The organism is Bradyrhizobium sp. UFLA05-109, from assembly GCF_054185165.1.
The window spans coordinates 58699-80329 of sequence record NZ_JBBIAR010000032.1 but is presented as its reverse complement, the minus strand read 5'-3'; the positions used below and the strand labels follow the sequence as shown (position 1 = coordinate 80329).

General features: G+C 63.2%; 20 protein-coding genes and 1 pseudogene. 8 read left to right on the top strand and 13 right to left on the bottom strand.

Annotation, left to right across the window (positions count from 1 at the left end; translation table 11 throughout):
- Positions 1-9 precede the first annotated feature (9 nt).
- The 6 genes from pip to pqqA form a co-directional block, all read right to left on the bottom strand.
- Positions 10-996: a prolyl aminopeptidase gene (gene pip, locus Q3C01_RS23530; protein WP_458147677.1), complete on the bottom strand. Its 987-nt coding sequence runs from the start codon at positions 994-996 to the stop codon at positions 10-12.
- Positions 986-2203, bottom strand: coding sequence for a pyrroloquinoline quinone biosynthesis protein PqqE (pqqE, locus tag Q3C01_RS23525; protein WP_458147676.1), 1218 nt, complete (start codon positions 2201-2203; stop codon positions 986-988). The genes pip and pqqE overlap by 11 nt, the downstream gene beginning before the upstream one ends.
- Entirely contained in the window at positions 2200-2511 is a 312-nt protein-coding gene (gene pqqD / locus Q3C01_RS23520; RefSeq protein ID WP_458147675.1) for a pyrroloquinoline quinone biosynthesis peptide chaperone PqqD, read from the bottom strand. Before pqqD ends, pqqE begins: the two co-directional genes overlap by 4 nt.
- A 13-nt stretch (positions 2512-2524) precedes the next feature.
- Complete coding sequence (pqqC, locus tag Q3C01_RS23515; RefSeq protein ID WP_458147704.1) at positions 2525-3280, bottom strand: pyrroloquinoline-quinone synthase PqqC; 756 nt, start codon at positions 3278-3280, stop codon at positions 2525-2527.
- Positions 3281-3300: 20 nt separating this feature from the next.
- Positions 3301-4230 carry a pyrroloquinoline quinone biosynthesis protein PqqB gene (pqqB, locus tag Q3C01_RS23510; protein ID WP_458147674.1) on the bottom strand — a complete coding sequence of 310 codons (930 nt, stop codon included), beginning with the start codon at positions 4228-4230 and terminating at the stop codon, positions 3301-3303.
- Between the two features lie 116 nt (positions 4231-4346).
- Positions 4347-4427 carry a pyrroloquinoline quinone precursor peptide PqqA gene (pqqA, locus tag Q3C01_RS23505; RefSeq protein ID WP_007595659.1) on the bottom strand — a complete coding sequence of 27 codons (81 nt, stop codon included), beginning with the start codon at positions 4425-4427 and terminating at the stop codon, positions 4347-4349.
- A gap of 292 nt (positions 4428-4719) precedes the next feature.
- Between pqqA and Q3C01_RS23500 the strand changes: the two genes are divergently transcribed.
- The 5 genes from Q3C01_RS23500 to tarD all read left to right on the top strand — a co-directional run bounded on the left by Q3C01_RS23500 (position 4720) and on the right by tarD (position 8498).
- Positions 4720-4977, top strand: a complete 258-nt coding sequence (locus tag Q3C01_RS23500; RefSeq protein ID WP_027522469.1) for a DUF6894 family protein — start codon at positions 4720-4722, stop codon at positions 4975-4977.
- Positions 4978-5059: 82 nt separating this feature from the next.
- Positions 5060-6460: an amidase family protein gene (locus Q3C01_RS23495; RefSeq protein WP_458147673.1), complete on the top strand. Its 1401-nt coding sequence runs from the start codon at positions 5060-5062 to the stop codon at positions 6458-6460.
- A 9-nt stretch (positions 6461-6469) separates the two neighbouring features.
- Positions 6470-6946 carry a glutathione peroxidase gene (locus tag Q3C01_RS23490; RefSeq protein ID WP_458147672.1) on the top strand — a complete coding sequence of 159 codons (477 nt, stop codon included), beginning with the start codon at positions 6470-6472 and terminating at the stop codon, positions 6944-6946.
- Positions 6947-6957: 11 nt separating this feature from the next.
- The gene (locus Q3C01_RS23485) at positions 6958-7200 is read left to right on the top strand and encodes a DUF3297 family protein (protein ID WP_029674077.1); all 243 of its coding nucleotides are present in this window, start codon (positions 6958-6960) and stop codon (positions 7198-7200) included.
- A 131-nt stretch (positions 7201-7331) separates the two neighbouring features.
- Complete coding sequence (gene tarD, locus Q3C01_RS23480) at positions 7332-8498, top strand: D(-)-tartrate dehydratase (protein ID WP_458147703.1); 1167 nt, start codon at positions 7332-7334, stop codon at positions 8496-8498.
- Positions 8499-8672: 174 nt separating this feature from the next.
- Here the strand turns inward: tarD and Q3C01_RS23475 are convergent, their stop codons facing one another.
- Both Q3C01_RS23475 and Q3C01_RS23470 read right to left on the bottom strand, forming a co-directional pair.
- The gene (locus tag Q3C01_RS23475; protein WP_458147671.1) at positions 8673-10022 is read right to left on the bottom strand and encodes a malonyl-CoA decarboxylase; all 1350 of its coding nucleotides are present in this window, start codon (positions 10020-10022) and stop codon (positions 8673-8675) included.
- Between the two features lie 161 nt (positions 10023-10183).
- Positions 10184-10981 carry an AraC family transcriptional regulator gene (locus tag Q3C01_RS23470; RefSeq protein ID WP_458147670.1) on the bottom strand — a complete coding sequence of 266 codons (798 nt, stop codon included), beginning with the start codon at positions 10979-10981 and terminating at the stop codon, positions 10184-10186.
- A 64-nt stretch (positions 10982-11045) separates the two neighbouring features.
- Between Q3C01_RS23470 and Q3C01_RS23465 the strand changes: the two genes are divergently transcribed.
- Complete coding sequence (locus tag Q3C01_RS23465) at positions 11046-12224, top strand: MFS transporter (RefSeq protein WP_458147669.1); 1179 nt, start codon at positions 11046-11048, stop codon at positions 12222-12224.
- 46 nt (positions 12225-12270) lie between these two features.
- On the opposite strand, the gene Q3C01_RS23460 is transcribed toward Q3C01_RS23465, so the two are convergent.
- Entirely contained in the window at positions 12271-14232 is a 1962-nt protein-coding gene (locus tag Q3C01_RS23460; protein ID WP_458147702.1) for a caspase family protein, read from the bottom strand.
- A gap of 493 nt (positions 14233-14725) precedes the next feature.
- Here Q3C01_RS23460 and Q3C01_RS23455 point away from each other — a divergent pair, with 493 nt between their 5' ends.
- Entirely contained in the window at positions 14726-16999 is a 2274-nt protein-coding gene (locus Q3C01_RS23455; RefSeq protein WP_458147668.1) for a cation:proton antiporter domain-containing protein, read from the top strand.
- Positions 17000-17196: 197 nt separating this feature from the next.
- Positions 17197-18246 (top strand): phosphate ABC transporter substrate-binding protein PstS, encoded by a 1050-nt coding sequence (pstS, locus tag Q3C01_RS23450; RefSeq protein WP_458147701.1) that lies wholly within the window; start codon positions 17197-17199, stop codon positions 18244-18246.
- Between the two features lie 303 nt (positions 18247-18549).
- On the opposite strand, the gene Q3C01_RS23445 is transcribed toward pstS, so the two are convergent.
- The 4 genes and pseudogenes from Q3C01_RS23445 to Q3C01_RS23430 all read right to left on the bottom strand — a co-directional run bounded on the left by Q3C01_RS23445 (position 18550) and on the right by Q3C01_RS23430 (position 21432).
- A complete protein-coding gene (locus Q3C01_RS23445) occupies positions 18550-19026 on the bottom strand; it encodes a RidA family protein (RefSeq protein ID WP_458147667.1) in 477 nt (158 codons plus the stop codon).
- 74 nt (positions 19027-19100) lie between these two features.
- Positions 19101-19235, bottom strand: a pseudogene (locus Q3C01_RS23440) (efflux RND transporter permease subunit); the annotation flags it as partial.
- 121 nt (positions 19236-19356) lie between these two features.
- A complete protein-coding gene (locus Q3C01_RS23435) occupies positions 19357-20094 on the bottom strand; it encodes an acetoacetate decarboxylase (protein WP_458147666.1) in 738 nt (245 codons plus the stop codon).
- Between the two features lie 57 nt (positions 20095-20151).
- Complete coding sequence (locus Q3C01_RS23430) at positions 20152-21432, bottom strand: patatin-like phospholipase family protein (protein WP_458147665.1); 1281 nt, start codon at positions 21430-21432, stop codon at positions 20152-20154.
- Positions 21433-21631: the final 199 nt, after the last annotated feature.

Below are 21631 nucleotides of genomic sequence, written 5' to 3'. Positions count from 1 at the left end.
GAGATAGTTCTAGCGCGCGGCTTTCGAGCCGAGGTCCGCGATCGCTTTCATTACGGCGTCCCTCACGCCGGGATCATAGAGAGAATGCCCGGCCTCTTCCACGATGCGGATCTCGGAACCCGGCCACACTTTCGCGAGCGCCCAGGATGTCTCAGGCGGGCACAACAGATCATAGCGGCCCTGGATGATGATGCCGTGAATGCCGGCGAGCTTGCCGGCATTTCGGAGCAGCTGATCCGGCACCATGAAGCAGTCATTGATGAAGTAGTGTGCTTCCATGAACGGCGTCGCGGGCAGCGTGCGCCACACGTTGAGCGTGGCGAGATCGAGCCGCGTGCGCGCCGGCTTGTGTTCGGACAGCGTGCGCTCGGTGTCGTGCCAGGCCCGCGCAGCGGGGCCATGCAAGTCAGGGTCGGGATCGAGAATGCGGCGCCAGTACGCCTCGATCGGCTGCTCTCGTTCTTCGGCCGACAGCAGGCTCAAAAAGTCCTCGTTGAGCGCGGGATAGAGTTGCGGCAGCCGCGACGTGAAGCCGGTCTCGACCTCCACTCGTGTGCCGAGAAAGGTTGCGCGCAGCACGATGCCCGAAACGCGCTCAGGATGAGCTTGCGCGTAGGCCAGCGCCAGCGTCGCGCCCCAGGAACCGCCGATCACCATCCAGCGTTCGAAACCGAACCTTTGGCGGATCGACTCCATGTCGGCGACGAGATGCTGCGTGGTGTTGTGCTCGCGCGAGCCCTTCGGCCAACTGCGGCCGGCGCCGCGCTGGTCGAACAGCACGGCATGGAAGCGTTCAGGATCAAAAAGCCGGCGATGGTCGGGCTGGCAGCCGCCGCCGGGACCGCCATGCAGATAGACGGCAGGGATGCCGTCAGTGCGGCCGACACTCTCGACATAGATCTCGTGACCGTCGGAGACGGCGAGCATTTCCGAAGTCAGCGGCGCAAAGGGATCGGCGCGTTTGGCCGATTTGGCCGCGTCGGCGTCAGGCGCCATGCTTGCCGGACTCCCCAGGGTCAGGCTCCAAAGTGCCACCGGCAAAGTTGCGGTAGAGGAAGCGGTTGGTCTCGCCTTCGGCTTCGCGCTCGGCCTGCTTGAAGATGGTCTCGTGCAGCGGCGACAGCGCGCAGGCCGGATCGGTATTGGCCGCATCGCCCGTCAGTGCAAAGGCCTGACAGCGGCAGCCACCGAAATCGATCTCGCGGAATTCGCAGGATTTGCACGGCTCCTTCATCCAGCCGGTGCCACGATAGCGGTTGAAGGCGTCCGAGTTCTGCCAGATCCAGGCAATCGAATGATTGGAGCGCACGGACTCGAAGTCGAGCCCGGTGATGCTCTCGGCCGCATGGCAGGGCAGCACCTTGCCGGCTGGCGAGATATTGAAGAACTGCCGGCCCCAGCCGCCCATGCACTTCTTCGGCCGCAGCGCGTAGTAATCCGGCACGACGTAGTCGATGGCGAGCGTGCCCTTGAGGCGCTCGCGTGCCTCCTCGACGAGACGGGTGGTCTCGTCGAGCTGCGCAACCGTCGGCATCAGCGCGGCGCGGTTCTTCAGCGCCCAGCCGTAGTATTGGACGTTGGCGACTTCGAGCCGGTCGGCATCGAGATCGACCGCCATCTGGATGATGTCGGGGAGCTGGTGCAGGTTCTGGCGGTGCATCACCGCGTTCACCGTGAGCGGCAGATCGAGCTCGCGTGTCCACTTCGCGACTTCGAGCTTCTTGTGATGCGCGCCCTTGTAGCCTGCGACGCGATCGGCGGCGATATCTTCGGTACCCTGAAAGCTGATCTGCACATGGCAGAGGCCGGCATCCGCCAGCTCGCGCAGCTTGTCGCGCGTCAGCAGCACGGCAGAGGTGATCAAATTGGTATAGAGGCCGGCGTCGCTCGCATGCTTGATGAGCTCGACGAGGTCTTTCCGCGCAGTCGGCTCTCCGCCGGAGAAATGGACCTGGAGCACGCCGATCTCGGCGAGCTCGGTCAAGACCTTCTTCCACTCCTCGGTCGTCAGTTCCTTGCCGGCGCGGTCGAGCTCGACCGGGTTCGAGCAATAGGGGCATTGCAGCGGGCAGCGATGCGTCACCTCGAGCAGCACTGCGAGCGGAATGCCAAACGTCTCCGCCGTCGAGCGCTGCTTTTCGAGTACCGCCAGGCTATCGCTGACGTCGTGGGGAACACCGGGGTCGCCGAGCACGTCACTCATGACGTCTTCTCCCGGGCTTCCGTGAGAAAGCCCTTGTCCGCAAGATCCTGCAACATGCCGATCACATCAGTCAGGATCGCCTCGCGCGGCGCAGCATACTTCGCGGCGAGCTGGTCAGCCACATCGCCGACGTTGCGGATGCCGTCGCAGAGCTGCAGGACCTCGACCGCAATCTCATCGGGGGCCAGCACCCGTTCCGGCGCCAGGATCACCCAGACCTTCCGCGTCTCGTCGTATTTCAGCTTGGCATGCCGCGGCAGCACGGGCCGGCTCGCTTCGCTGACGCTGATGTGACGCGGCCCGGCCATTTCCTGTTTCCTCTCAGCTCGCTTTGGGCACGAAAGCGCCCGGCGGAATGTGTCCATCGACGTAGGCATGATAGAGCGCATCGAGTTGCACCCACAGCACGTTGGTCTTGAAGATCAGCGCATTGCAGACGGACGCGCGTTCCTCCGGAGTCCTGGCGTGCTTCCTGACATAGTCGAGCGCGAAATTGGCGTCACGCGGCGCCTGGGCCAGGCGGCGCTTGAAGTAGCTCATGATATCAGGATTGACGAAATCATAGTGCTCCAGCATGCCGCTGATGCGCTCTTCGTGCAGGTTCGGTGCGAACAATTCGGTGAGCGAGGAGGCGATGGCCTCGAGCGGGCTCTTCTCGCGGCAGAAATGCACATAGGCCTCGACCGCAAAGCGTGTTGCGGGAAGAATGCCTTCGGTCGATTCCACATAGGCCGTGTCGAGGCCGAGGCCCTCGGTCAGCTTGAGCCAGCGTTCGATGCCGCCCTCGCTGCCGATATCGCCGTCATGGTCCTCGATGCGGTGCCGCCATTCCACCCGCGTGGCGCGGTCGCGGAAGCGTGAGATCACCACCGCATCCTTGAGCGGGATCGTGCTTTGGTAATAGTAGCGATTGAGCGCCCAGGCCTGCACCTGGCCCTTGTTCAGCTTGCCGCCGTGCAGGAGCTTATGGAACGGATGCAGGTTGTGATAGCGCGTCGCGCCGATGTGGCGCAGCGTCGCCTCGAGCTCCTCGGCAGAGTTGAGCCTGATGTCCTTGCCGATCGACAGTGCGGTCATTCCGGGCAGCGTCATCGCGTTCACAGCACGATCTCCGTTCCATCGGCGGGTATCTGCCAGCCCGCATGTTCGGCCGCCTTGCGCTCGGGCGAGGAGGGCAGCAACGCCGGGTTCGAGTTATTGATATGCAGAAATATCTTGCTGTCGATATCGAGGTCGGCAAGCCGCGCGATCGCGCCATCCTCGCCGGACATGGCGACATGTCCCATGCTCTTGCCGGTCTTTTGGCCGAGTCCGGCCCGGATCATCTCGTCGTCGCGCCACACCGTGCCGTCGAAGAACACCAGCGACGCGCCGGCAATCTGCGCTCTCAGCGCGTCGGTGACCTCGGCACAGGCGGCGAGGAAATAGAAGCTCCTGCCGGTCGACTTGTCCGTGATCTTCAAACCGAGCGTGTCGCCGGCACCACTGCTCCCGCCGGGATGAGCCTTGCCTTCCAGGTACCAGGCCGATTTGCCTGCTACCTCGAACGCAACCACCTCGATGCCGGAGCGTGCGCCGTCGGGAAGGCGCGGCTCGAACGGCTCGTCGACCCCGATCGGCTGGCGCTTCACGTTCTTCTCGTTCAGCACGTTGAAGATGCTGTTGGCCTTCAGGATCGCCAGCACCTTGTCATGGGCGTAGATCGTGAAAGGAGAGCCCTCGCGCATCGACAAAAGTCCCGCCACCGCGTCCACCTCACCATTGGTCAGGATCACGCCGGCAACCGGCGTGTGACGCAGCTCGCCCGGCTTGGGGTGAAGCTGCGGCGTGGCGTTGAATTGCTGTCGAAGATCGGGAGAGGCGTTGATCAGGAACCAGTTGTCACCATCGGCGCTGAAGGCGACCGAAGCCTGGGTTCTCTGCAATTGTCGGAGGTCAGCGCGCGCTGTCCGGCAGCCTGTGCACCCGCAGTTCCACTGCGGGACCCCGCCGCCAGCCGCGGCGCCCAGGACGACGACGCGAAGCATGGATCCGTCTCCTGGAGGCACGTGTCGAGGTGGATCTCAGGCCGACACAACTCCCTTCGTCGGGGAATGTTGCGCACCCGAAGGATCCACCTGCGCTCAACGTGAAATTGCCGCCCTTACTTGCGGGTGGCGCTCACATACATGTTGATTTCCATGCCGCACGGCACTTCGACGATTTTCGGTGCTTTCCAGGCCATTGTGGCTCTCCTTTTCTGAGAAATCGGACGTGTCCGCCCCCGGTTAAACTACTGCGGGCGGAAAAGTTCGCCAGTTAAATCTTCCGCGACCTAGGTAGTAGGCTGGTGCAATGCTGCGCTGCAAACGCAGAAAGGCACGCCCGTGCCGCGGAGATGACGCAAAAACAGCAAAACAACCCCATGCTAAGCATGACGATAAGAACGACGATAGGGCGTGATCCCTGTCCGGATAAAGCAGTTGTGAGTATGAAGCGGCTTTCAATCCGCTACAGGCGACCCCATTGGATCAGGCATGCCCAGATATTTCTTCAACACCCGCATCGGCGACGAATTGATCGTGGATCCTGACGGCGAGGACCTGCGCAATCCCGATCGCGCCTGGGAAGTGGCGCGCCAGATGATTTTGGAGGTGCTGAAGTCGGAAGGCACCCAGCCGGCGCTGCTCGAGGCCGTCATCGAGGTCACCGACGACGACGGCGAGATCGTGCTGGAATTTCCCTTCACCGAGGCGCTCCTGGACCTGCCGGATCAATCCGCCACGCGGCACTGACGATCCGGATTCCGCCCCTGCGCAATGCGCATGGCTTTGCCGGCTGACCGGCGCTAAAAGACCCGGTCACACGGAGCATGCCATGCAAGATCTCTGGCGCCTGTCGGCCGCCGACCTCGCCACTCTCATCCGGTCCAGGAAGATTTCCGCCACCGAAGCCGCCAATGCGGGCCTTGCCCGGCTCGATGCCGTCAATCCCAGGCTCAATGCGGTGATCGATCACCGGCCGGAGGATGTGCTCAAGCAGGCGGCAGTGGTGGACGGCGCGATCGCCCGTGGCGAGGATCCGGGACTCCTGGCCGGCGTCCCCGTCACGGTGAAGGTCAATGTCGACCAGGAGGGCTTTGCCACCACCAATGGCCTGAAGATCCAGCGCGAGGTGATCGCGAAGGCCGACAATCCGGTCGTCGCCAATTTGCGCAAGGCGGGCGCCGTCATCCTCGGTCGCACCAACTGCCCTGCCTTCTCCTACCGCTGGTTCACCACCAACCTGATCCACGGCGACACCAAGAACCCGCGTGATGCCTCGCTGACCCCGGGCGGCTCCTCGGGCGGCGCCGGATCGGCGGTCGCGGCCGGCATCGGCCACATCGCCCACGGCACCGATATCGCAGGCTCGATCCGCTACCCCGCCTATGCCTGCGGCGTGCATGGCTTGCGGCCGACCATGGGCCGGATTCCCGCCTTCAACGCTGCCCTGCCGGAGCGCCCGATCGGGCCGCAGATCAGCGCGGTCTCCGGGCCGCTCGCGCGCACCATCAACGACTTGCGGATTTCGCTCGCCGCGATGGCGGCCCGTGACGTGCGCGACCCCTGGTGGGTGCCGGCGCCGCTCGAAGGACCGGCGATGCCCAAGCGCGCGGCGCTGTGCCTCAAGCCAGACGGGCTCGCGACTGCACCGGAAGTGACGGCAGCGGTCAGCGACGCCGGCAAGCGGCTTGAGCGGGCAGGCTGGACGGTGGAGGTGATCGAGAATACCCCGCCGATGCGGGAAGCTGCCGAATGGCAGACCAAGCTCTGGATCGGTGACGGCTATGAGGCCGCGCTCGAAGCCGCCGAGCGCGAGGGCGATCCCGGCGCGCTCGCCTGCCTGCGCGGCAACCGCGCCAAGGTCACCCCGTTCGACCAGGCGACCTATGCCAAGGCACTGATGCGCCGGGCAACGCTAACTCGCGAATGGATGCTGTTCTTCGAGAAATACGCGGTGGTGCTGACGCCGGTCTCCGGCGAATTGCCGTTTCCTGACCATCTCGATCGCAAGGACGAGGCATCCTTCAAGCGGGTCTGGCACGCGCAATTGCCACAGATCGCTATTCCCTTCATGGGACTGCCGGGCCTCGCCGTCTCCACCGGTCTCGTCGGCAAGGCGCCCGTCGGCGTGCATGTCGTCTCCGGCCGCTATCGCGAGGACCTCTGCCTGCTCGCCGGCGAGGCGATCGAGGCGGGCGGCGTGCCGCCGTCACCGATCGATCCCGTGGGCTAAAGGACAACGATGTCGGCGATCTACGATTTTTCGGCCAACTCGCTTCTCGGCGAGGACGTGCCGATGCGACGCTTTGAGGGACAGGTGCTGCTCATCGTCAACACCGCGAGCAAATGTGGCTTCACGCCGCAATATCGTGGGCTCGAGGACTTGCACCGCGACCTCAGCCCGCGTGGCTTCACGGTGCTCGGCTTTCCCTGCAACCAGTTCGGCGGCCAGGAGCCGGGCAAGGCAAGCGAGATCCAGCAGTTCTGCTCGACCAACTATGACGTCACCTTTCCGCTGTTCGCCAAGATCGACGTCAACGGCGCCAACGCGCATCCCCTCTACGAGTACCTGAAACGTCAGCAATCCGGCCTGTTAGGTGCGTCCATCAAATGGAATTTCACGAAATTCCTGGTGGACCGTGCAGGCAAGGTGGTGGCGCGCTATGCGCCGACCGCGCGGCCCGAGGGGCTGCGCCAACAAATCGAAACACTGTTGTGAGCGAGACAATCATGAGCGATGAATTTCCGGACCGCCTGTCGGTCGATCCGAACAGCCCGTATTACAACGCCGACATCCTGGCGCGCGACGTCGGCATCCGCTTCAAGGGTATCGAGAAAACCAATGTCGAGGAGTATTGCATCAGCGAGGGCTGGGTGCGCGTCACCGCCGGCAACGCCAAGGACCGCCACGGCAATCCGCTCACGATCAAGGTGCACGGGCCGGTCGAGCCGTATTTCAGGGATAAGAAATAGAACACTGTCATTCCGGGGCTCGCGAAGCGAGAATTATGGTCCGCAATTGCGCACCTGAGAATCTCGAGATTCCGGGTCTGGTCCTTCGGACCATCCCGGAATGACGCGCTGACAAATTGAAAGCCAAGCCCATGGTCCGCATCGTCGACGTCCGCGAGATCACCAAGCCGATCTCCTCGCCGATCCGCAACGCCTATATCGATTTCACCAGGATGACGACGAGCCTGGTCGCGGTCGTCACCGACGTCGTGCGCGAGGGCAAGCGCGTCGTCGGCTATGGCTTCAACTCGAACGGTCGCTACGGGCAGGGTGGCCTGATCCGCGAGCGCTTTGCCTCGCGCATCCTCGAAGCCGATCCGAAGTCGCTGCTCGATGCTGCCGGCGACAATCTCGACCCGGACAAGGTCTGGGCCGCGATGATGACCAATGAGAAGCCGGGCGGTCACGGCGAGCGTTCGGTCGCGGTCGGCACCATCGACATGGCGGTGTGGGATGCGGTGGCGAAGATCGCCGGCAAGCCGCTGTTTCACCTGCTTGCCGAGCGCCATGGCGTCAAGGCCAATCCGCGTGTGTTCGTCTATGCCGCCGGCGGCTACTACTATCCCGGCAAGGACCTCTCGATGCTGCGCGGCGAGATGCGCGGCTATCTCGACCGCGGCTACAATGTCGTGAAGATGAAGATCGGCGGCGCGCCAATCGAGGAGGATCGTACGCGCATCGAAGCGGTGCTGAAGGAGATCGGCAGGGACGCGCAGCTCGCCGTCGACGCCAACGGCCGCTTCGATCTCGAAACCGCGATCGCCTACGCAAAAATGCTGCGGGATTATCCGCTGTTCTGGTACGAGGAGGCCGGCGATCCTCTCGACTATTCGCTGCAGGCTGCACTCGCAGAATTTTATCCGGCGCCGATGGCGACCGGTGAAAACCTCTTCAGCCACCAGGACGCCCGCAACCTGATCCGCCATGGCGGCATGCGCCCCGATCGCGACTGGCTGCAATTCGACTGCGCGCTCTCCTACGGCCTCTGCGAATATCAGCGCACACTGGAAGTTCTGAAGACCCATGGCTGGTCGCCCAGCCGCTGCGTCCCGCATGGCGGCCACCAGATGTCGCTCAACATCGCGGCGGGCTTGGGCCTCGGCGGCAATGAGAGCTACCCCGACTTGTTCCAGCCCTATGGCGGCTTCCCCGACGGCGTCCGTGTCGAGAACGGCCACATCACCATGCCGGACCTGCCGGGCATCGGGTTCGAGGGGAAAACGGATCTCTACAAGGAGATGAAGGCGCTGGCGGAGTAAGGTTGGGACGCGAGGTCGCGCCAACTACTCGATGTCGTCCCGGCGAAGGCCGGGACCCATAACCACAGGGAGGAGCTATGGAGCGAGCGGGTAACTCCGAGTCTTCGTCAAACTCAATCCCGTGGTTATGGGTCCCGGATCTGCGCTGCGCTTGTCCGGGACGATTGAGTAGGCCTACGACAACCGCATATCCAACAGCCGCCGCTCGCCCTTGAGCAGCTTCTTCACCGCGCTCGACGCGACGACCGTGCCGTCGTTGGCGTAGGCCTCGTGGTTCTTCTCGATGTCCTCGAGGCGGTAGAGATAGTTGACCATGACACCGGCGGATTCGCGCAGGCCCTTGGGCGAAAGGTCTCCCAGCCAGTTGACGCGCTCCAGTCGCGCGCCGTTGCCGAGGTGGAAGCGGGCGACGGAATCGATCAGCCGGCCCTTCGAGGTGCGCGCTTTCAGGAAATAATAGGCAGCGAGCGGCTCGATCACGCCGCGAAGCTGCGCGGTCAGCTCCGCATTCTCGAACCACTTCGGCTCGTCGAGATGCTTCAGCACCTCGCGATCCTCATCGGACAGCGGCAGGTCCTTGTCCTGCTTCAGCCATGGCATGAAACCCGGCACTGGCGATAGCGTCACGAAGGTGTCGAGCTTGGGCAGCTCGCGGCGTAGCTCCTCGACCACCTGCTTGATCAGGAAGCTGCCGAAGGAGATGCCGCCAAGGCCCCGTTGTGTGTTCGAGATCGAGTAGAACACGGCCGTGCGCGCGCGCTCGGTCGGCACCGGCTCGCGGTCGACCGCAAGCAGGGGCGCGATTGCGCCGGGGATCGTCTCGGTCAGCGCCACCTCGACGAAGATCAGGGGTTCGTCGACCAGCGCCGGATGGAAGAAAGCGTAGCAGCGGCGGTCGACCGGATCGATACGGCGGCGCAAATCGTCCCAGTCGCTGATCTCGTGCACGGCCTCGTAGCGGATGATCTTTTCGAGGATGTTGGCCGGTGTCGACCAGTCGATCCTTCGCAGCACGAGAAACCCCCTGTTGAACCACGAACTCAAGAGATGCACGACGTCGCGGTCGAGCGCGGCGAGGTCGGTGTGCCCGTTCATCATGCCGAGCAGGTCGGCGCGCATGGCGACGAGATCGCCGGTGCCGCCCGGTGCGCGGTTGAGGCGGCGGATTAATTCCTGTCGACGCGGCTCAGAGGCGAAATGCAGGTCGCTGGCGTCCTCGTCGCTCGGTTGGGTGCGCCATTTCTCGACCGTCTGGGCGAGCTTCTCGCGATCGGGGCCGAAATCGCGCACCAATGCCGCGAAGAAGGCACGGCGTCCGGCCGCATCGAGGTCCTGATAGTGATCGAGCACCTCGCGCGCCATCGCGGTGCCCGAGGCCTCGCCCCGGCCCGACAGCAGCGCCTCGCAGAGCTCGATCAGGCCATCGGCGTCCTGTCTTGTGTCCGAGGTGTCACCGCGGCGAAGCAGGGTGCGGCCGCGCTCGGAGATGGTGGCGAGCAGGTCGGAGAAAAAGGCGTTGGCCATTTGGCTTTTCGAATCTGGCTTGTGCAGTGCGGAAGCTTACACGGGATTTAGGCGCAAGCTTATCACAATCAAGCGGGGGAATTTGGCATCTTAACCATGCCATGCGTCCCGAGAAAGCTGTCATGCTGCGCGAAAGCGGGTGATGACGGCGCGCGGTGGAGCTACCCCTTCCGCGCAAACTCCGTCGGCGTCCGGCCCGTCACCTGGCGGAAGGCGGCGGAGAAGGCTGGGACGCTGGCATAGCCGAGCTGGGAGGCGAGCTGCTTGACCGATACGTCGGCATCGGTTGACAGTCTTTCGATCGCGGCTGCGATGCGGGCGCGCTGGCACCAGCTCTTGAAGCTGAGCTGCGTCTCGGAGGAGAACAGCCGCGACAGCGTGCGCGCGGAGGTTCCGACCTCGTGCGCGAGCGCCTCGATCTCGTAGCTCCCGGTCGGATCGTCGAGCACGATCAGGGCGGCGCGCCGGCAGCGCGGCTCGCGCGGCAGCGGCACGAAGGTCGCGGAATCCTCGGCCTGATGCAGTTCCAGCATCACCAGGCGAACCAGAAGCTCCGTGCGCTCCGACGTATTGCGAGAGTCAAACAGCGCCAGGATCGCCTGGTGCAGCAGCGGCGACACCCGCACCACGAACTCCTTGGCCAGCCCCTTGGCGCGCTGCTCGCGCTTGAGCCAGGGCAGGTCGAAATAGAGTGTGCGCATCTCGATGTCGGCGAGCACGTCGATGGCGTGTTCGAGGTGGGCCGGGACCCAGACCGCGCGGTCCGGCGGCACCAGCCAGCGTCCTTTGGGCGTGGTCACCTGCATCGTGCCTTTCGCGGCATAGACGAGCTGCGCCTCGCGGTGCATGTGCGGGTCGAGCCGCAGGCCCTTGGGATAGTCGCGCGCGACGAGGTGCACGCCCGCGGTCGAGCGGTGGTTTCCGCGCACTTCCTTGATTGGCGTTTCGACGACAGTCATTGGCGGCATCCCGTCATGGCTCCGACATATAACCCATTTCGGGATAGGAGAGGATTCGCACGTCATGAACAGCCCCGGCCGCGTGATCGGTTTCGTCAACGCCGCCCATTTCATCGATCACTATGCGATGCTGATCTTCGCTGCCGCCGTGATCATCATGGGGCCGGCGCTCGGCATGGCCTATTCCGAGCTGCTGCCTTACGCGACGCCGGGTTTCATCGCCTTCGGCGCGGGATCGCTGCTCACCGGCTGGTTGGGCGACCGCTGGAGCCGCCGCCACATGATGGTGATCTTCTTCATCGGCATCGGCGCCTCCATGATCTCAGTCGGATTCGTGCAGACGCTGATGCAGCTCGGCACGGCGCTGCTCGCAATCGGCGTCTTCGCCTCGATCTATCATCCGGTCGGCACCGCGATGATCGTGTCCTATGCCGACAGGCTCGGCCGCGAGATGGGGCTCAACGGCGTCTGGGGCAATCTCGGCGTTGCGTCGTCCGCACTGGTCACCGGCGTGATCGGGCAATATCTCGGCTGGCGTTTTGCCTTCATCGTTCCAGGCGTCGTCACGATGCTGATCGGCATCGCCTTCGCGATGACTGTCGCGCATGAGGATCGCAAGGGCAGCAGGCAGGCGGCCGCGCAGGCGCGGGTGGCCAAGCAGGACATGTGGCGCGTAGTCCTTGCGCTGCTGATCGTCGTGATCGCGATCTCGACGACCTTCAATGCCGTCACGGTGGCGCTGCCGAAATTGTTTGCGGAGCGGCTCGCCGATCTCACCAGAAGCCCGGCCCTGTTAGGAGTCATCGCAGCCTGCGTCTACGTGTTCGGAGCGATGACGCAGTACACGATCGGCCGGCTGCTCGATCATTATTCGCTGAAGACGGTGGCGCTGCCGCTGTCCTTCATGCTGGCGCCGTTCCTGTATCTGGCGGCGAGCCTGTCCAACCTGCCGCTGATCGTGGTCTCGATCGGCATCGTCATGGGCGCGTTCGGGCAGGTCACGGTGAACGATGCCATGGTCGGCAAATACACCACCGAGGAATGGCGCTCGCGCGCCTATGCGGTGCGCTATTTCGTCGGCTTCACTGCGGCCGGGGCCTCCGTCGGCCTGGTCGCCTGGCTTTACGAACAAGGCGGCTTCGTCACCATGCTGCGGGCCTTCGCCGCGCTCTGCCTGCTCGCCATCGCGGCTGCGATCATCCTGCCGCGCGAGATCCGCAACCCGGTCGCGCAGGCCACCTGAGGCGCACCGCGCCGGCGTTCTCGGGGCTTGATCGGTCCGTAACCGATCAACGGCGCAGGCGCTTGATAGCCTCGATGTCGATGACGAAATTATCACCGATGGCAACGATGCTGCATGTCGCCTGGATCAGAAAGCCGCAACGTTCGAGTGCGAGGCGCGCCGCCTCGTCTTCGGATTTCATTTGCGCCCCGAACGCGTATCCGACGTAACCGCCTTGGCCCATCGCGATGGCTTTTGGGCCGGACGCCGGCGAATAGAATTGCTCGATGAACTTCCGCGCCGGATCGGCAAAGAGGCCTGGCTCATTCACCGCCAACGGCTTTTCGCTTGCATGGTTGAACCAGGGCGCAGGCGGAACATCCAAAGGCGCTTCCTTCCAAACCACCTCTCCGTCGACGGCATAGACGAAACACATTGATTGTGATGCACCGAGGCAGGAGCCGAGGACACGCGTTCGGGCTTCCTCGGCGCTACCGCGTCCCCACGTGGTCCAGTAGCGGCCGGACAAGGAAATTGCGAGCGCCGTATGGGCGGGCTTGGTGCTGAGATCCTGTTCGATCTGTTTGCGGCATTGATCGCAGACAAAGGGAATCTCGCTGGTCCGAAGTTGCGGCCCTCTCAATACGTAATCGGGACCGGTCACGTTCTGCAACAGCGGCCTTGCGGGCAGCGAGCGAGGCACGGACTCTCTCAGGGTGCGGTCGACGACGAAGGAATCGCCGATTGCGACCACGCGACAGGGAGAGTGGGTGATGTAGCCGCATCGCTGCAGGACCACACGTGCGGCTTCGTTGTCGGCGTCGGCCCGGCCCGTCATTGTCCACTGCCAGTCCGGTCCGACGGCGATAGCCTTGCCGTGAAATTCCCGATACATCCGGGTGGCCCTCTCGCGGTCACTCGCATGTATCGCGCCGATGTCCTGGATGTTCAAAGGCTGGGCTCCGCCGGAGTTCGATGAAATCCAGGGTTCGATCGGAAGGGGCGGCGGCGGTTCATCCCAGCTGATGCGGCCATCGATGGCATAGACGAAGCAGCCCGGCCGATTGGCGTCCAGGCACTGAGCCAGCGCGCCGGCACGCGCCTCCAGGGCAGTGTGCCGTCCCGTCGCCCAGTAGGAGCCGCCGTCAAACGACAGCACCAGAGCTGAGTGCAAGGGCTTGCCGACGAAGCCGGCTTTGATTTGCGCACGGCATTGATCGCACAAGAACGGGACTTCGTCGGGATTGAACGGCGTACCCAGCAAAGTGCGCGTCAGGACCGACTGCCCAGGCGTGGGAGAGATGTCCACCTTGCCATGCAAATAGAACTCACCGATGATCGACAGTGAAAGCTCGGGCAGTTGGCTGTGCTTGGTTGTTTCGTAGACGTCGGAGCTGATCCTGCGGAAGATCGTCCCGATCTCCTCCGGCGCCTTGATGTTCTCGAGAAACGCAGTGGTGTACGGGCTGTTGCGTCCGTCGCCATCCTCTGCGGTTTGCCCGGCCTGGGTGGCGTAGGCGACGATCATCCCTTGCGCATTATCCAGCTTGGCCAATCCTCGCTGGAGTGGAATGGCCCGGTTGGTACCGAGCGAACGCCTCAACTCGTTGGCAAAAGGGTTGTCACGGCAGGCATCGAGCACGAGAATGCGCAGGTTCCTGGCCTGTTGCAGGTCGGCGACTATGTCGTCCAGGCGGACCAGACGTCGCAAGTCTGCCACGTCAGTCAATCGCGTGTCGATCGGGGCCAGGTAATTGACTCCTCCGAACTGAAGCGCGTGGCCGCTGTAGTACAACAATGCAATGTCGGCGTCCCGTGCCGCGCGCGAGAAGCGGATCGCAGCCTCGTCCATCCCGGCCCGATCGAGATCGGTTGCCACGATCGTCTCGAACCCGACGGATCTGAGCGCGGTCGCAACGTCGGCGGCGTCGTTCGCCGGGTTGGTCAGCCGCGGGACATTGCGATAGGCCCCATTGCCAATGACCAACGCGACCCTCGTTTCGGCGAGGCAACGGCCCGCGACCGTCATCAGCACGAGCGGAAGCACCATCATGATGAGCGCTGAAAGGAATGGCCGGATTTTCATCCGTATCTCCTGCTCAAGGAATGCTCCATCTGATTATGATACAGGTCGCAACGCAAATTGTGATACTCGGCGCAGTCGACGGACCAATCCAGTGCTTGTGACGTCCGTCCGGCAGGAGGACTGAGATCGTGCGGCCCGCGCTCTGCCTGCTCGCCATCGCCGCTGCAATCATCCTGCCGCGCGAGATCAGGACGCCGCAGCCGGCCTGACGCATCGCGTCCACCGGAGGCGGGAACTCGCTCCGCCTCCCGCGGGTTCTACCCCTAGAGCATGATCTGGAAAAGTGTGAAGCGGTTTTCCGGCGCGACAAACGCGGAACGCGTTTGCGCGGAGATCAAGCTCGAACAACGACCTGAAGCGCGCTGACGATTCAGCCCCATCGCGCTTTAGTCGCCGCCGGCGCCGCTCCGGACCAGCCGAAGGGGACGATATCTGTATGCAGTGGAGCCTGCTCCGACCGGTCGGCCTCGTCCCCGCGGCGCTTGTCCTCACGACCATTGCGGCCAGTGCCGAGGGCGGCAAATCCGCGGCTCCGTCTGAATTTCTTCTCGTGGCGCAGATCGTGGTCCTGATCGCCGTGGGCCGCGGCCTCGGCGAGGTCATGCAGCGCGCCGGGCAGCCTTCGGTGATCGGCGAATTGCTTGCCGGCATCCTGCTCGGGCCGTCATTGTTCGGCTGGATCTGGCCCGAAGCGCAGCAGGCGGTCTTCCCGAAGACGCCGGAGCAGAAGGCGATGATCGATGGCATCGCCCAGTTCGGCATTTTGCTCTTGTTGCTGCTGACCGGCATGGAAACCGACCTCAAGCTGGTCAGGAAGATTGGCAAGGCGGCGATCGTGATCTCGATTGCCGGCATCATCGTTCCCTTCGCCTGCGGCTTCGCGCTCGGCGAATTCCTGCCCGATGCGCTCTTGCCCAATCCGCAGCAGCGGCTGGTGGCATCGCTGTTCATGGGCACGGCGCTGTCGATCTCGTCGGTGAAGATCGTGGCCGTGGTCGTACGCGAGATGAACTTCATGCGCCGCAATGTCGGCCAGATCATCGTCGCGACCGCCGTCATCGACGACACCATCGGCTGGATCATCATCGCTGTTATCTTCAGCCTCGCATCGCAAGGCACGCTCGATGTCGCTTCCGTCGCCAAGGCCGTGATCGGTACGCTGGCCTTCCTCGCCGTCAGCTTCACCGTCGGCCGGCGGCTGGTGTTCCAGCTCATCCGCTGGGCCAACGATACCCTCGTCAGCACCGCGCCGGTTATTACCGTGATCCTGCTGCTGATGGGCGCCATGGCGCTGATCACACATCTGATAGGCGTGCACACCGTGCTCGGCGCCTTCGTCGCCGGCATCCTGGTCGGGGAGTCCCCGATCCTGACCCGGCAGATCGACGAGCGACTGCGCGGATTGATCTCGAGCTTCTTCATGCCGGTGTTCTTCGGTCTCGCCGGGCTCAGCGCAGATCTCTCGGTGCTTCGCGATCCCTATCTGCTGATGCTCACCGGGCTGCTCGTCCTGATCGCGAGCGTCGGCAAGTTCGGCGGCGCGTTTGTCGGCGGCACCGTAGGCGGTCTGAGCTACCGGGAATCGCTGGCGCTCGCGAGCGGGATGAACGCGCGCGGCTCGACAGAGGTCATCATCGCGACCATCGGCCTCTCCATCGGCGTGCTCAGCCAGAACCTGTTCACGATGATCGTGACGATGGCGATCGTGACGACAATGGCAATGCCGCCGATGCTGCGCGCGGCGCTGTCGAAGCTGCCGATGAACAAGGAAGAGAGGGAGCGGCTGGAGCGCGAGGAATTCGAGAAACGCGGTTTTGTAGCCAATCTCGAGCGGCCCTTGCTGGCGCTGGACGAGAGCGTCAATGCCACCTTTGCTGCCCACATCGCGGGCCTGATCGCCGGCACGCGCGGCCTGCCGATCACGGTGCTGCATATTGGCCGACGAGCGGAGGAACAAAGAAAGGAAAAGGGAGCCAGCGAAGGGGAGAGTCACGAAGCCGTGGTGAAGAAAGCTGCCGAAGCCGTCGCCGGCGATGGCGGCGGAGAGGGTGGCCATGTCGACGTGATCACGCGAACCAGGCGGGCGGAGCTGGGCGAGGCGATCGCCGACGAAGCGCGGAAGGGTTTTGACCTGCTGGTCGTGGGCGTCGACAAGGTCACCGCGACCAAGGACCGTTTCGATCGGAAGGTCGAAGACATCGCAGCGCAGTTCGAAGGACCGCTTGCGATCGTGGCAGCCAAGGGCAAGCACTTGAAGCAACCGATGCCCGACGCGCTCAACATTCTCGTTCCGGTCTCCGGCAGCGGCGTCTCCAAGCGCGGCGCGGAAGTCGCGGTCGCGCTGGCGCAGGCGGGATCAGGCTCGCTCCGCGTGATCTATGTGGCGACGACCCGGGACAAAGGCGCGCAGCGCGGTGCGTCGCGCGGATTGAGCCAGGAGGCAGGCATTCTGAAGGACGCCAGCGATCTCGCCGCCCGTTACGACGTTGACATCACAACGACGTTGCGCGTGAGCCGGGCGCCGGAGGCGGCGATCCTCCGGGAAATCGAAACCACCGATGTCGATCTCGTGGTCATGGGCGTCGACCGCATCCAGGCCGATCGTCTCTCCTTGGGCGGCGTTGCTGATGCGGTGCTCAGGCAGTCGAAGGTTTCGGTGCTTCTGGTATCAAGCGGAGAGGCACGCCAGACGCCCGCAGAGAAAGCCTAGGACTTCACCTCGGCGGCTTCCAGGTCGGGCTCACCAGTCTTGGTTAACCCGTGCGTGTGGCGGCCACTCACAAGCGGGGCCACTTTGGACCCAAAGTGAAACGCGAAATTTGCTGGCGCCGACATTTCGTTTTTGTTACATTTTTGTGACATATGCCACACGTGCTGCTTGCTCGACTTGATAGGGTTGAGTCCATGATGGCGCTTTTCCGGCTACCGTTCATTTTCACCGCCCTTGTCATTGCGACCCAAAGCCTGGCCGCCGAGACCAAGGGTGCGGGCTCCACTTTCGTTTCGCCCGTGATGGCGAAATGGATCGACGCCTACAAGGCGACAACCGGCAACACTGTCACTTATCAAGCGGTGGGCTCGAGCATCGGCGTCGGCTTGATCAAGAAGGAAGCCGTCGATTTTGGCGCGACCGATATGCCGCTCGATCCGAAAGAGCTGGAGAAACTCGGCATGTTGCAATTCCCGATCGTGATCGGGGGCGTCGTTCCGGTCGTCAATATCGAGGGCGTGAAGCCGGGCCAGATTCGCTTCACAGGGCAGATGCTCGCGGACATCTACCTCGGCAGGCTGAGATCATGGAATGATCCGGCCATTCAGGCGATCAACCCTGATCTGAAGCTGCCGGCCAAGTCGATCACCGTCGTCCATCGCATCGATGGGTCCGGGACAACGTTCAACTGGTCGAACTATCTCTCGAAGGTCAGTTCGCAATGGAAGGCGAGCGTAGGAGAGGGCACCTCGGTCGAGTGGCCACTCGGGCTGGGCGGGAAAGGCAATGATGGCGTCGCCTCGCTCGTCAGTCTGGTCCCCGGCTCGATCGGTTACCTTGAATATTCCTACGCGCTGCAACGGCTCGACAGGATCTCCTTCGGCGCGGTGCAGAACAGCGCCGGCAACTTCGTCAGCCCCAATGCCGCATCATTCCAGGCAGCAGCCTCGAGCGCAGCCTGGACGACGGCGAAAGATTTCTATCTCGTTCTCACCAATGCTCCCGGGGAAGATGCATACCCCATCACGGCCACGACATTCGTGTTGATGCACAAGCAACCGAAGTCGCCGGAGAGGGCGGAAACCACCGTCGACTTCGTTCGCTGGTCCCTAGAAAGCGGCAGATCCCAGGCAGAAATGCTCAACTACGTTCCCTTGCCGGCCGCGTTGATTCAGCAAATCGAGTTGTATTGGCAGCAGAGCCTCCAAGCCGCCACGATGTCGGCATCGGCAGCCAGCAAGCAATGACATCTGAGGCGTTGTGCGCGTGGGAGCACCGCGTGCTCTGTGCTTGGCTTGCCGAGCGCCGCGGCACGGCCGATGACGATGGCATTACTGCCTCCCGTGGCGCTGTGTCGCCGCAGCCCGCCACCCACACCAATCGGCAAGTCCGTAACACACCACGATCTTGCACTACGCGTCGTGGACCTCGCGCTTTCGCAAGGTGGCCCGGTTATCCTTCAACAGCGGCCATACCGAGCACTTCCGGGATCGACGTCATGGGCCAGAAGCGGTCATCCAGCGTCAGAGTGATCGCATCCGACCAACCACCTATTTGCGGGCGAACGCCCAGCATTCCAACTCTACTTGGGCACCCAAAGCCAAACCGTTAGCGCCCAGCGCGGAACGCGCGGGCATATGCTCTGGTTTGAAATACGTCACATAAACCTTGTTGAATGCACCCCATTTTGACATGTCCGCGAGCATTGCGGTGCATTTGAAAACGTCGTCGAAAGTCAGGCCGTTTCCCTTCAAGACCTCTCCGATATTCTCCATCGTCTGCTTCGTCTCCGGTTCTATCCCACCCGAAGCCAACTCCATTTTGCCCGGCAAGACGCCGATTGCCCCTGACATATACAAAACGTCTCCAACCCGTACTGCCTGACTGAATGGCAATTTCGCCGCTGCCGCCGCAGGCGAGTTGTAGAAGTGAACTTGTTCGGTTTCCGCCGGTACCGGAGTGACAAACGAGATAGCGAACCCACCTGTACCAACCAACGTGAGCGCAGTGTTGAACAGTTTGTTCATTTCACCCTCCTCTTGGTGCTCTGAACTCCCGCCGCTTCATTCGATCCTCAATCAACGCTTGAGGACGACCAACGGAGGGTAACACGGCAGGTCGGGGCCAGCATGCCCGAAAACACGGTGACGCCGATCGACTTGCGGGCGCTGGCGCCAGCGCCGGTTGCGAGCACCAGCCGCACGACGCCGAGGATGAAGGCGAACGACGTCATCACCAATGCGGCGTAGGTCGGCGCTCTCAGTTCAGGCGTGAGGTGGGACCGCCCGCAAGACGTCCTTGAAGACGGCGAACTGCGCTTGAGACGCGCGCGGGCTGCATGAGCCAGCCTTCGCCTTTCAGCGCAAGTAGTCGTGCACGACCTTGCCCAGGCCGAGGGTCAGATCGGCGATAACGTGGACGCCCGACAAGACCTCGAGCACTGGCAGTTCGGCCACCGGTGCCAGCGCATGCGCGTGGAGGTCGAGCGCGGCCGGGCCGGTCCAGGCGCCTTTGACGGTAATGTCCTCGAGATAGTACTCGACGAGCTCGCAGATGCGCGGTGTGCCGTCGACATGCGGAATGATCTTGAGGAGGAAGTTCGGCGCCGCGAGCGATGCCTTCACCGCCGCCAAATCCGAAGTCTTGTGCTTGTAGCCCATTGAGCCGGTGGCGATGCGCACCGGGCCGTAGTCGAGCGTGCCGACAAGCGCGTCGATCTCGATGTGTAGCGTAGGATCGGCGAGCTTCTTGGGGAAGCCCCAGAGCTCGCGGCCGCCGGCGATCGGCCCCTCGTCGTTGAGGAACATGCAGTGCGAATAGCCGCCCTGGCGGCCGCGGAACGTGACCGGAATGACCTGGCCCGTCTCGGTGTAGTCGCCGAAGCCGGTCGAATCCGGCATGCGGATGAACTCGTATTTGACTATGTCGCCGTCCGACACAAGTGGCTCCGGCACCAGTGCGCGCAGCTTCTCCGGATCGGTTCGGTAGGTAATGATCAGATACTCGCGATTGACGAAGCGATAGGGCCCCGGCGGATAGGCCGGGCTCGTCAATGGCATCGCAAATGCTCGCTCGCGAATGTCGTTTTCTCTCATCGCTGAATCTCCTGATGTATGTGTGTCGAAGGGGCGCCGCGTCTCGCGGCCCGCGGCTCAATCGCGATCACCGCTAAAGTCGAAGATGGTCAACTCGTGGCCATTGCCGGCGCGCTCGAGTACCTCGGGATGGCGCAGCGTGCGCATGGCGTCGTGGTAGCCGGAACGCCAATGCTCCGCCATGGACATCCGGGAGAACTCATAGTCTTTCGAGTCGCCTTCGTAGCCCCTCGGTCGATAGATGAGGTGCACGAGGTTGTAAGCACGGCGTTGCGAGCTCGAGGCCAGGAACTTGGCTTCATCGCTTCGCTTGAACTCGTCCGGCAGCTGGTCAAGGAGCGTGGCGACGGAAGATTCCACCCTGTGCAGCAGCTTGAGGAAATTCGTGAAGGCGCGGGTGCGGCTCGAGTATTGGATCTCCTTCTGACGGGTCGCGACTTCCGCGAGGTTGCGCGGGAACTCGCCGCGTGCGCTCCACAGATCGACCTGAAACACGAGAGCGTCAGGCATCCGCTGGCCCGTCACGCGCGTGTTCGTCACAAGCCACTGGAGCGGCGTGTTCGAGACGAGGCCACCATCCCAATAGTGCTCGCCCTCGATCTCGATGGCAGGGAAGCCGGGCGGCAGCGCGCCGCTGGCCATCACATGCTCGGGTACGATCACCTGCGTCCCGGGGTCGAAGTAAACCAGGTTGCCGCTTCGCACATTCACCGCGCCGAGGCTGAGACGCGTGTCACAATTGTCGGAGTTTACGAGGTCGAAGTCGACGAAGCGCTCGAGCGTGGCTTTCAGCGGCCGCGTGTCATAGTAGCTCGTCGCCTCGATCGTACCGGGCGGATGAAGCCACGGATTAGGGAGTCGCGGCCTGAAGAATCCCGGCGTTCCCGCGCAGGCAACCGTGGCCGCGCTCACCTGATTGGCGAGAGCGCGCGCAGCCTCGCCTCGTTCAAAAAGACCGACGACGTCGGCGTCGAATCCCATGGCAGAGGCAGTGATTTCCTCCCAGAATTCGCGCAGCCTGTCGACGCGTCTCTCGGGCGCATTGCCGGCGATGATGGCGGCGTTGATGGCGCCGATCGAAATGCCGACGACCCAGTCGGGATGAAGTCCGGTCTCGGCCAAGGCCTGATAGACGCCCGCCTGGTAGGCGCCGAGCGCGCCGCCCCCCTGCAGCAGCAGAACGACGCGATCGAAAGGGAGCCGCGCGCGCAGGTTCCGGCCCTTGCTCGCTGCGCCCGGTTTCGGGACGAGCGGTTTTTTCGCAAGCGGCGTGTCGGGCACGCCCTGATCGTGCAGCGCTATCGTCGGCATGCTCTCCGAGATCGTGCTCTTGGTCATGTTGACCCTCCCTCGTCGATGACCGGAGATTCTTAAATGACCGGGGCGCCTTAAATGGAGGTTCGAATAGTGGGTTCAAATACCAATGAGAAGAAATTATCCGGTCGCCCCTTCGCACTCAACACCAGGATAACATGCCGCGCCGGCGTCGACTGGTCAGCCATGTTTATCTATTTGTGGGAAGCACATGGCTCATGTC

Bases quoted from the DNA above. Each gene is read 5' to 3' on its own strand.
- Q3C01_RS23475 (WP_458147671.1), bottom strand. From the start codon at position 10,022: ATGGCCAACGCCTTTTTCTCCGACCTGCTCGCCACCATCTCCGAGCGC.
- pqqB (WP_458147674.1), bottom strand. From the start codon at position 4,230: ATGCTTCGCGTCGTCGTCCTGGGCGCCGCGGCTGGCGGCGGGGTCCCG.
- pstS (WP_458147701.1), top strand. From the start codon at position 17,197: ATGGCGCTTTTCCGGCTACCGTTCATTTTCACCGCCCTTGTCATTGCG.
- tarD (WP_458147703.1), top strand. From the start codon at position 7,332: ATGGTCCGCATCGTCGACGTCCGCGAGATCACCAAGCCGATCTCCTCG.
- Q3C01_RS23485 (WP_029674077.1), top strand. From the start codon at position 6,958: ATGAGCGATGAATTTCCGGACCGCCTGTCGGTCGATCCGAACAGCCCG.
- Q3C01_RS23465 (WP_458147669.1), top strand. From the start codon at position 11,046: ATGAACAGCCCCGGCCGCGTGATCGGTTTCGTCAACGCCGCCCATTTC.
- Q3C01_RS23435 (WP_458147666.1), bottom strand. From the start codon at position 20,094: ATGAGAGAAAACGACATTCGCGAGCGAGCATTTGCGATGCCATTGACG.
- Q3C01_RS23430 (WP_458147665.1), bottom strand. From the start codon at position 21,432: ATGACCAAGAGCACGATCTCGGAGAGCATGCCGACGATAGCGCTGCAC.
- pqqC (WP_458147704.1), bottom strand. From the start codon at position 3,280: ATGACCGCACTGTCGATCGGCAAGGACATCAGGCTCAACTCTGCCGAG.
- Q3C01_RS23500 (WP_027522469.1), top strand. From the start codon at position 4,720: ATGCCCAGATATTTCTTCAACACCCGCATCGGCGACGAATTGATCGTG.
- pqqA (WP_007595659.1), bottom strand. From the start codon at position 4,427: ATGGCCTGGAAAGCACCGAAAATCGTCGAAGTGCCGTGCGGCATGGAA.
- Q3C01_RS23470 (WP_458147670.1), bottom strand. From the start codon at position 10,981: ATGACTGTCGTCGAAACGCCAATCAAGGAAGTGCGCGGAAACCACCGC.
- pip (WP_458147677.1), bottom strand. From the start codon at position 996: ATGGCGCCTGACGCCGACGCGGCCAAATCGGCCAAACGCGCCGATCCC.
- Q3C01_RS23460 (WP_458147702.1), bottom strand. From the start codon at position 14,232: ATGACGGTCGCGGGCCGTTGCCTCGCCGAAACGAGGGTCGCGTTGGTC.
- Q3C01_RS23445 (WP_458147667.1), bottom strand. From the start codon at position 19,026: ATGAACAAACTGTTCAACACTGCGCTCACGTTGGTTGGTACAGGTGGG.
- Q3C01_RS23490 (WP_458147672.1), top strand. From the start codon at position 6,470: ATGTCGGCGATCTACGATTTTTCGGCCAACTCGCTTCTCGGCGAGGAC.
- Q3C01_RS23455 (WP_458147668.1), top strand. From the start codon at position 14,726: ATGCAGTGGAGCCTGCTCCGACCGGTCGGCCTCGTCCCCGCGGCGCTT.
- pqqD (WP_458147675.1), bottom strand. From the start codon at position 2,511: ATGGCCGGGCCGCGTCACATCAGCGTCAGCGAAGCGAGCCGGCCCGTG.
- pqqE (WP_458147676.1), bottom strand. From the start codon at position 2,203: ATGAGTGACGTGCTCGGCGACCCCGGTGTTCCCCACGACGTCAGCGAT.
- Q3C01_RS23495 (WP_458147673.1), top strand. From the start codon at position 5,060: ATGCAAGATCTCTGGCGCCTGTCGGCCGCCGACCTCGCCACTCTCATC.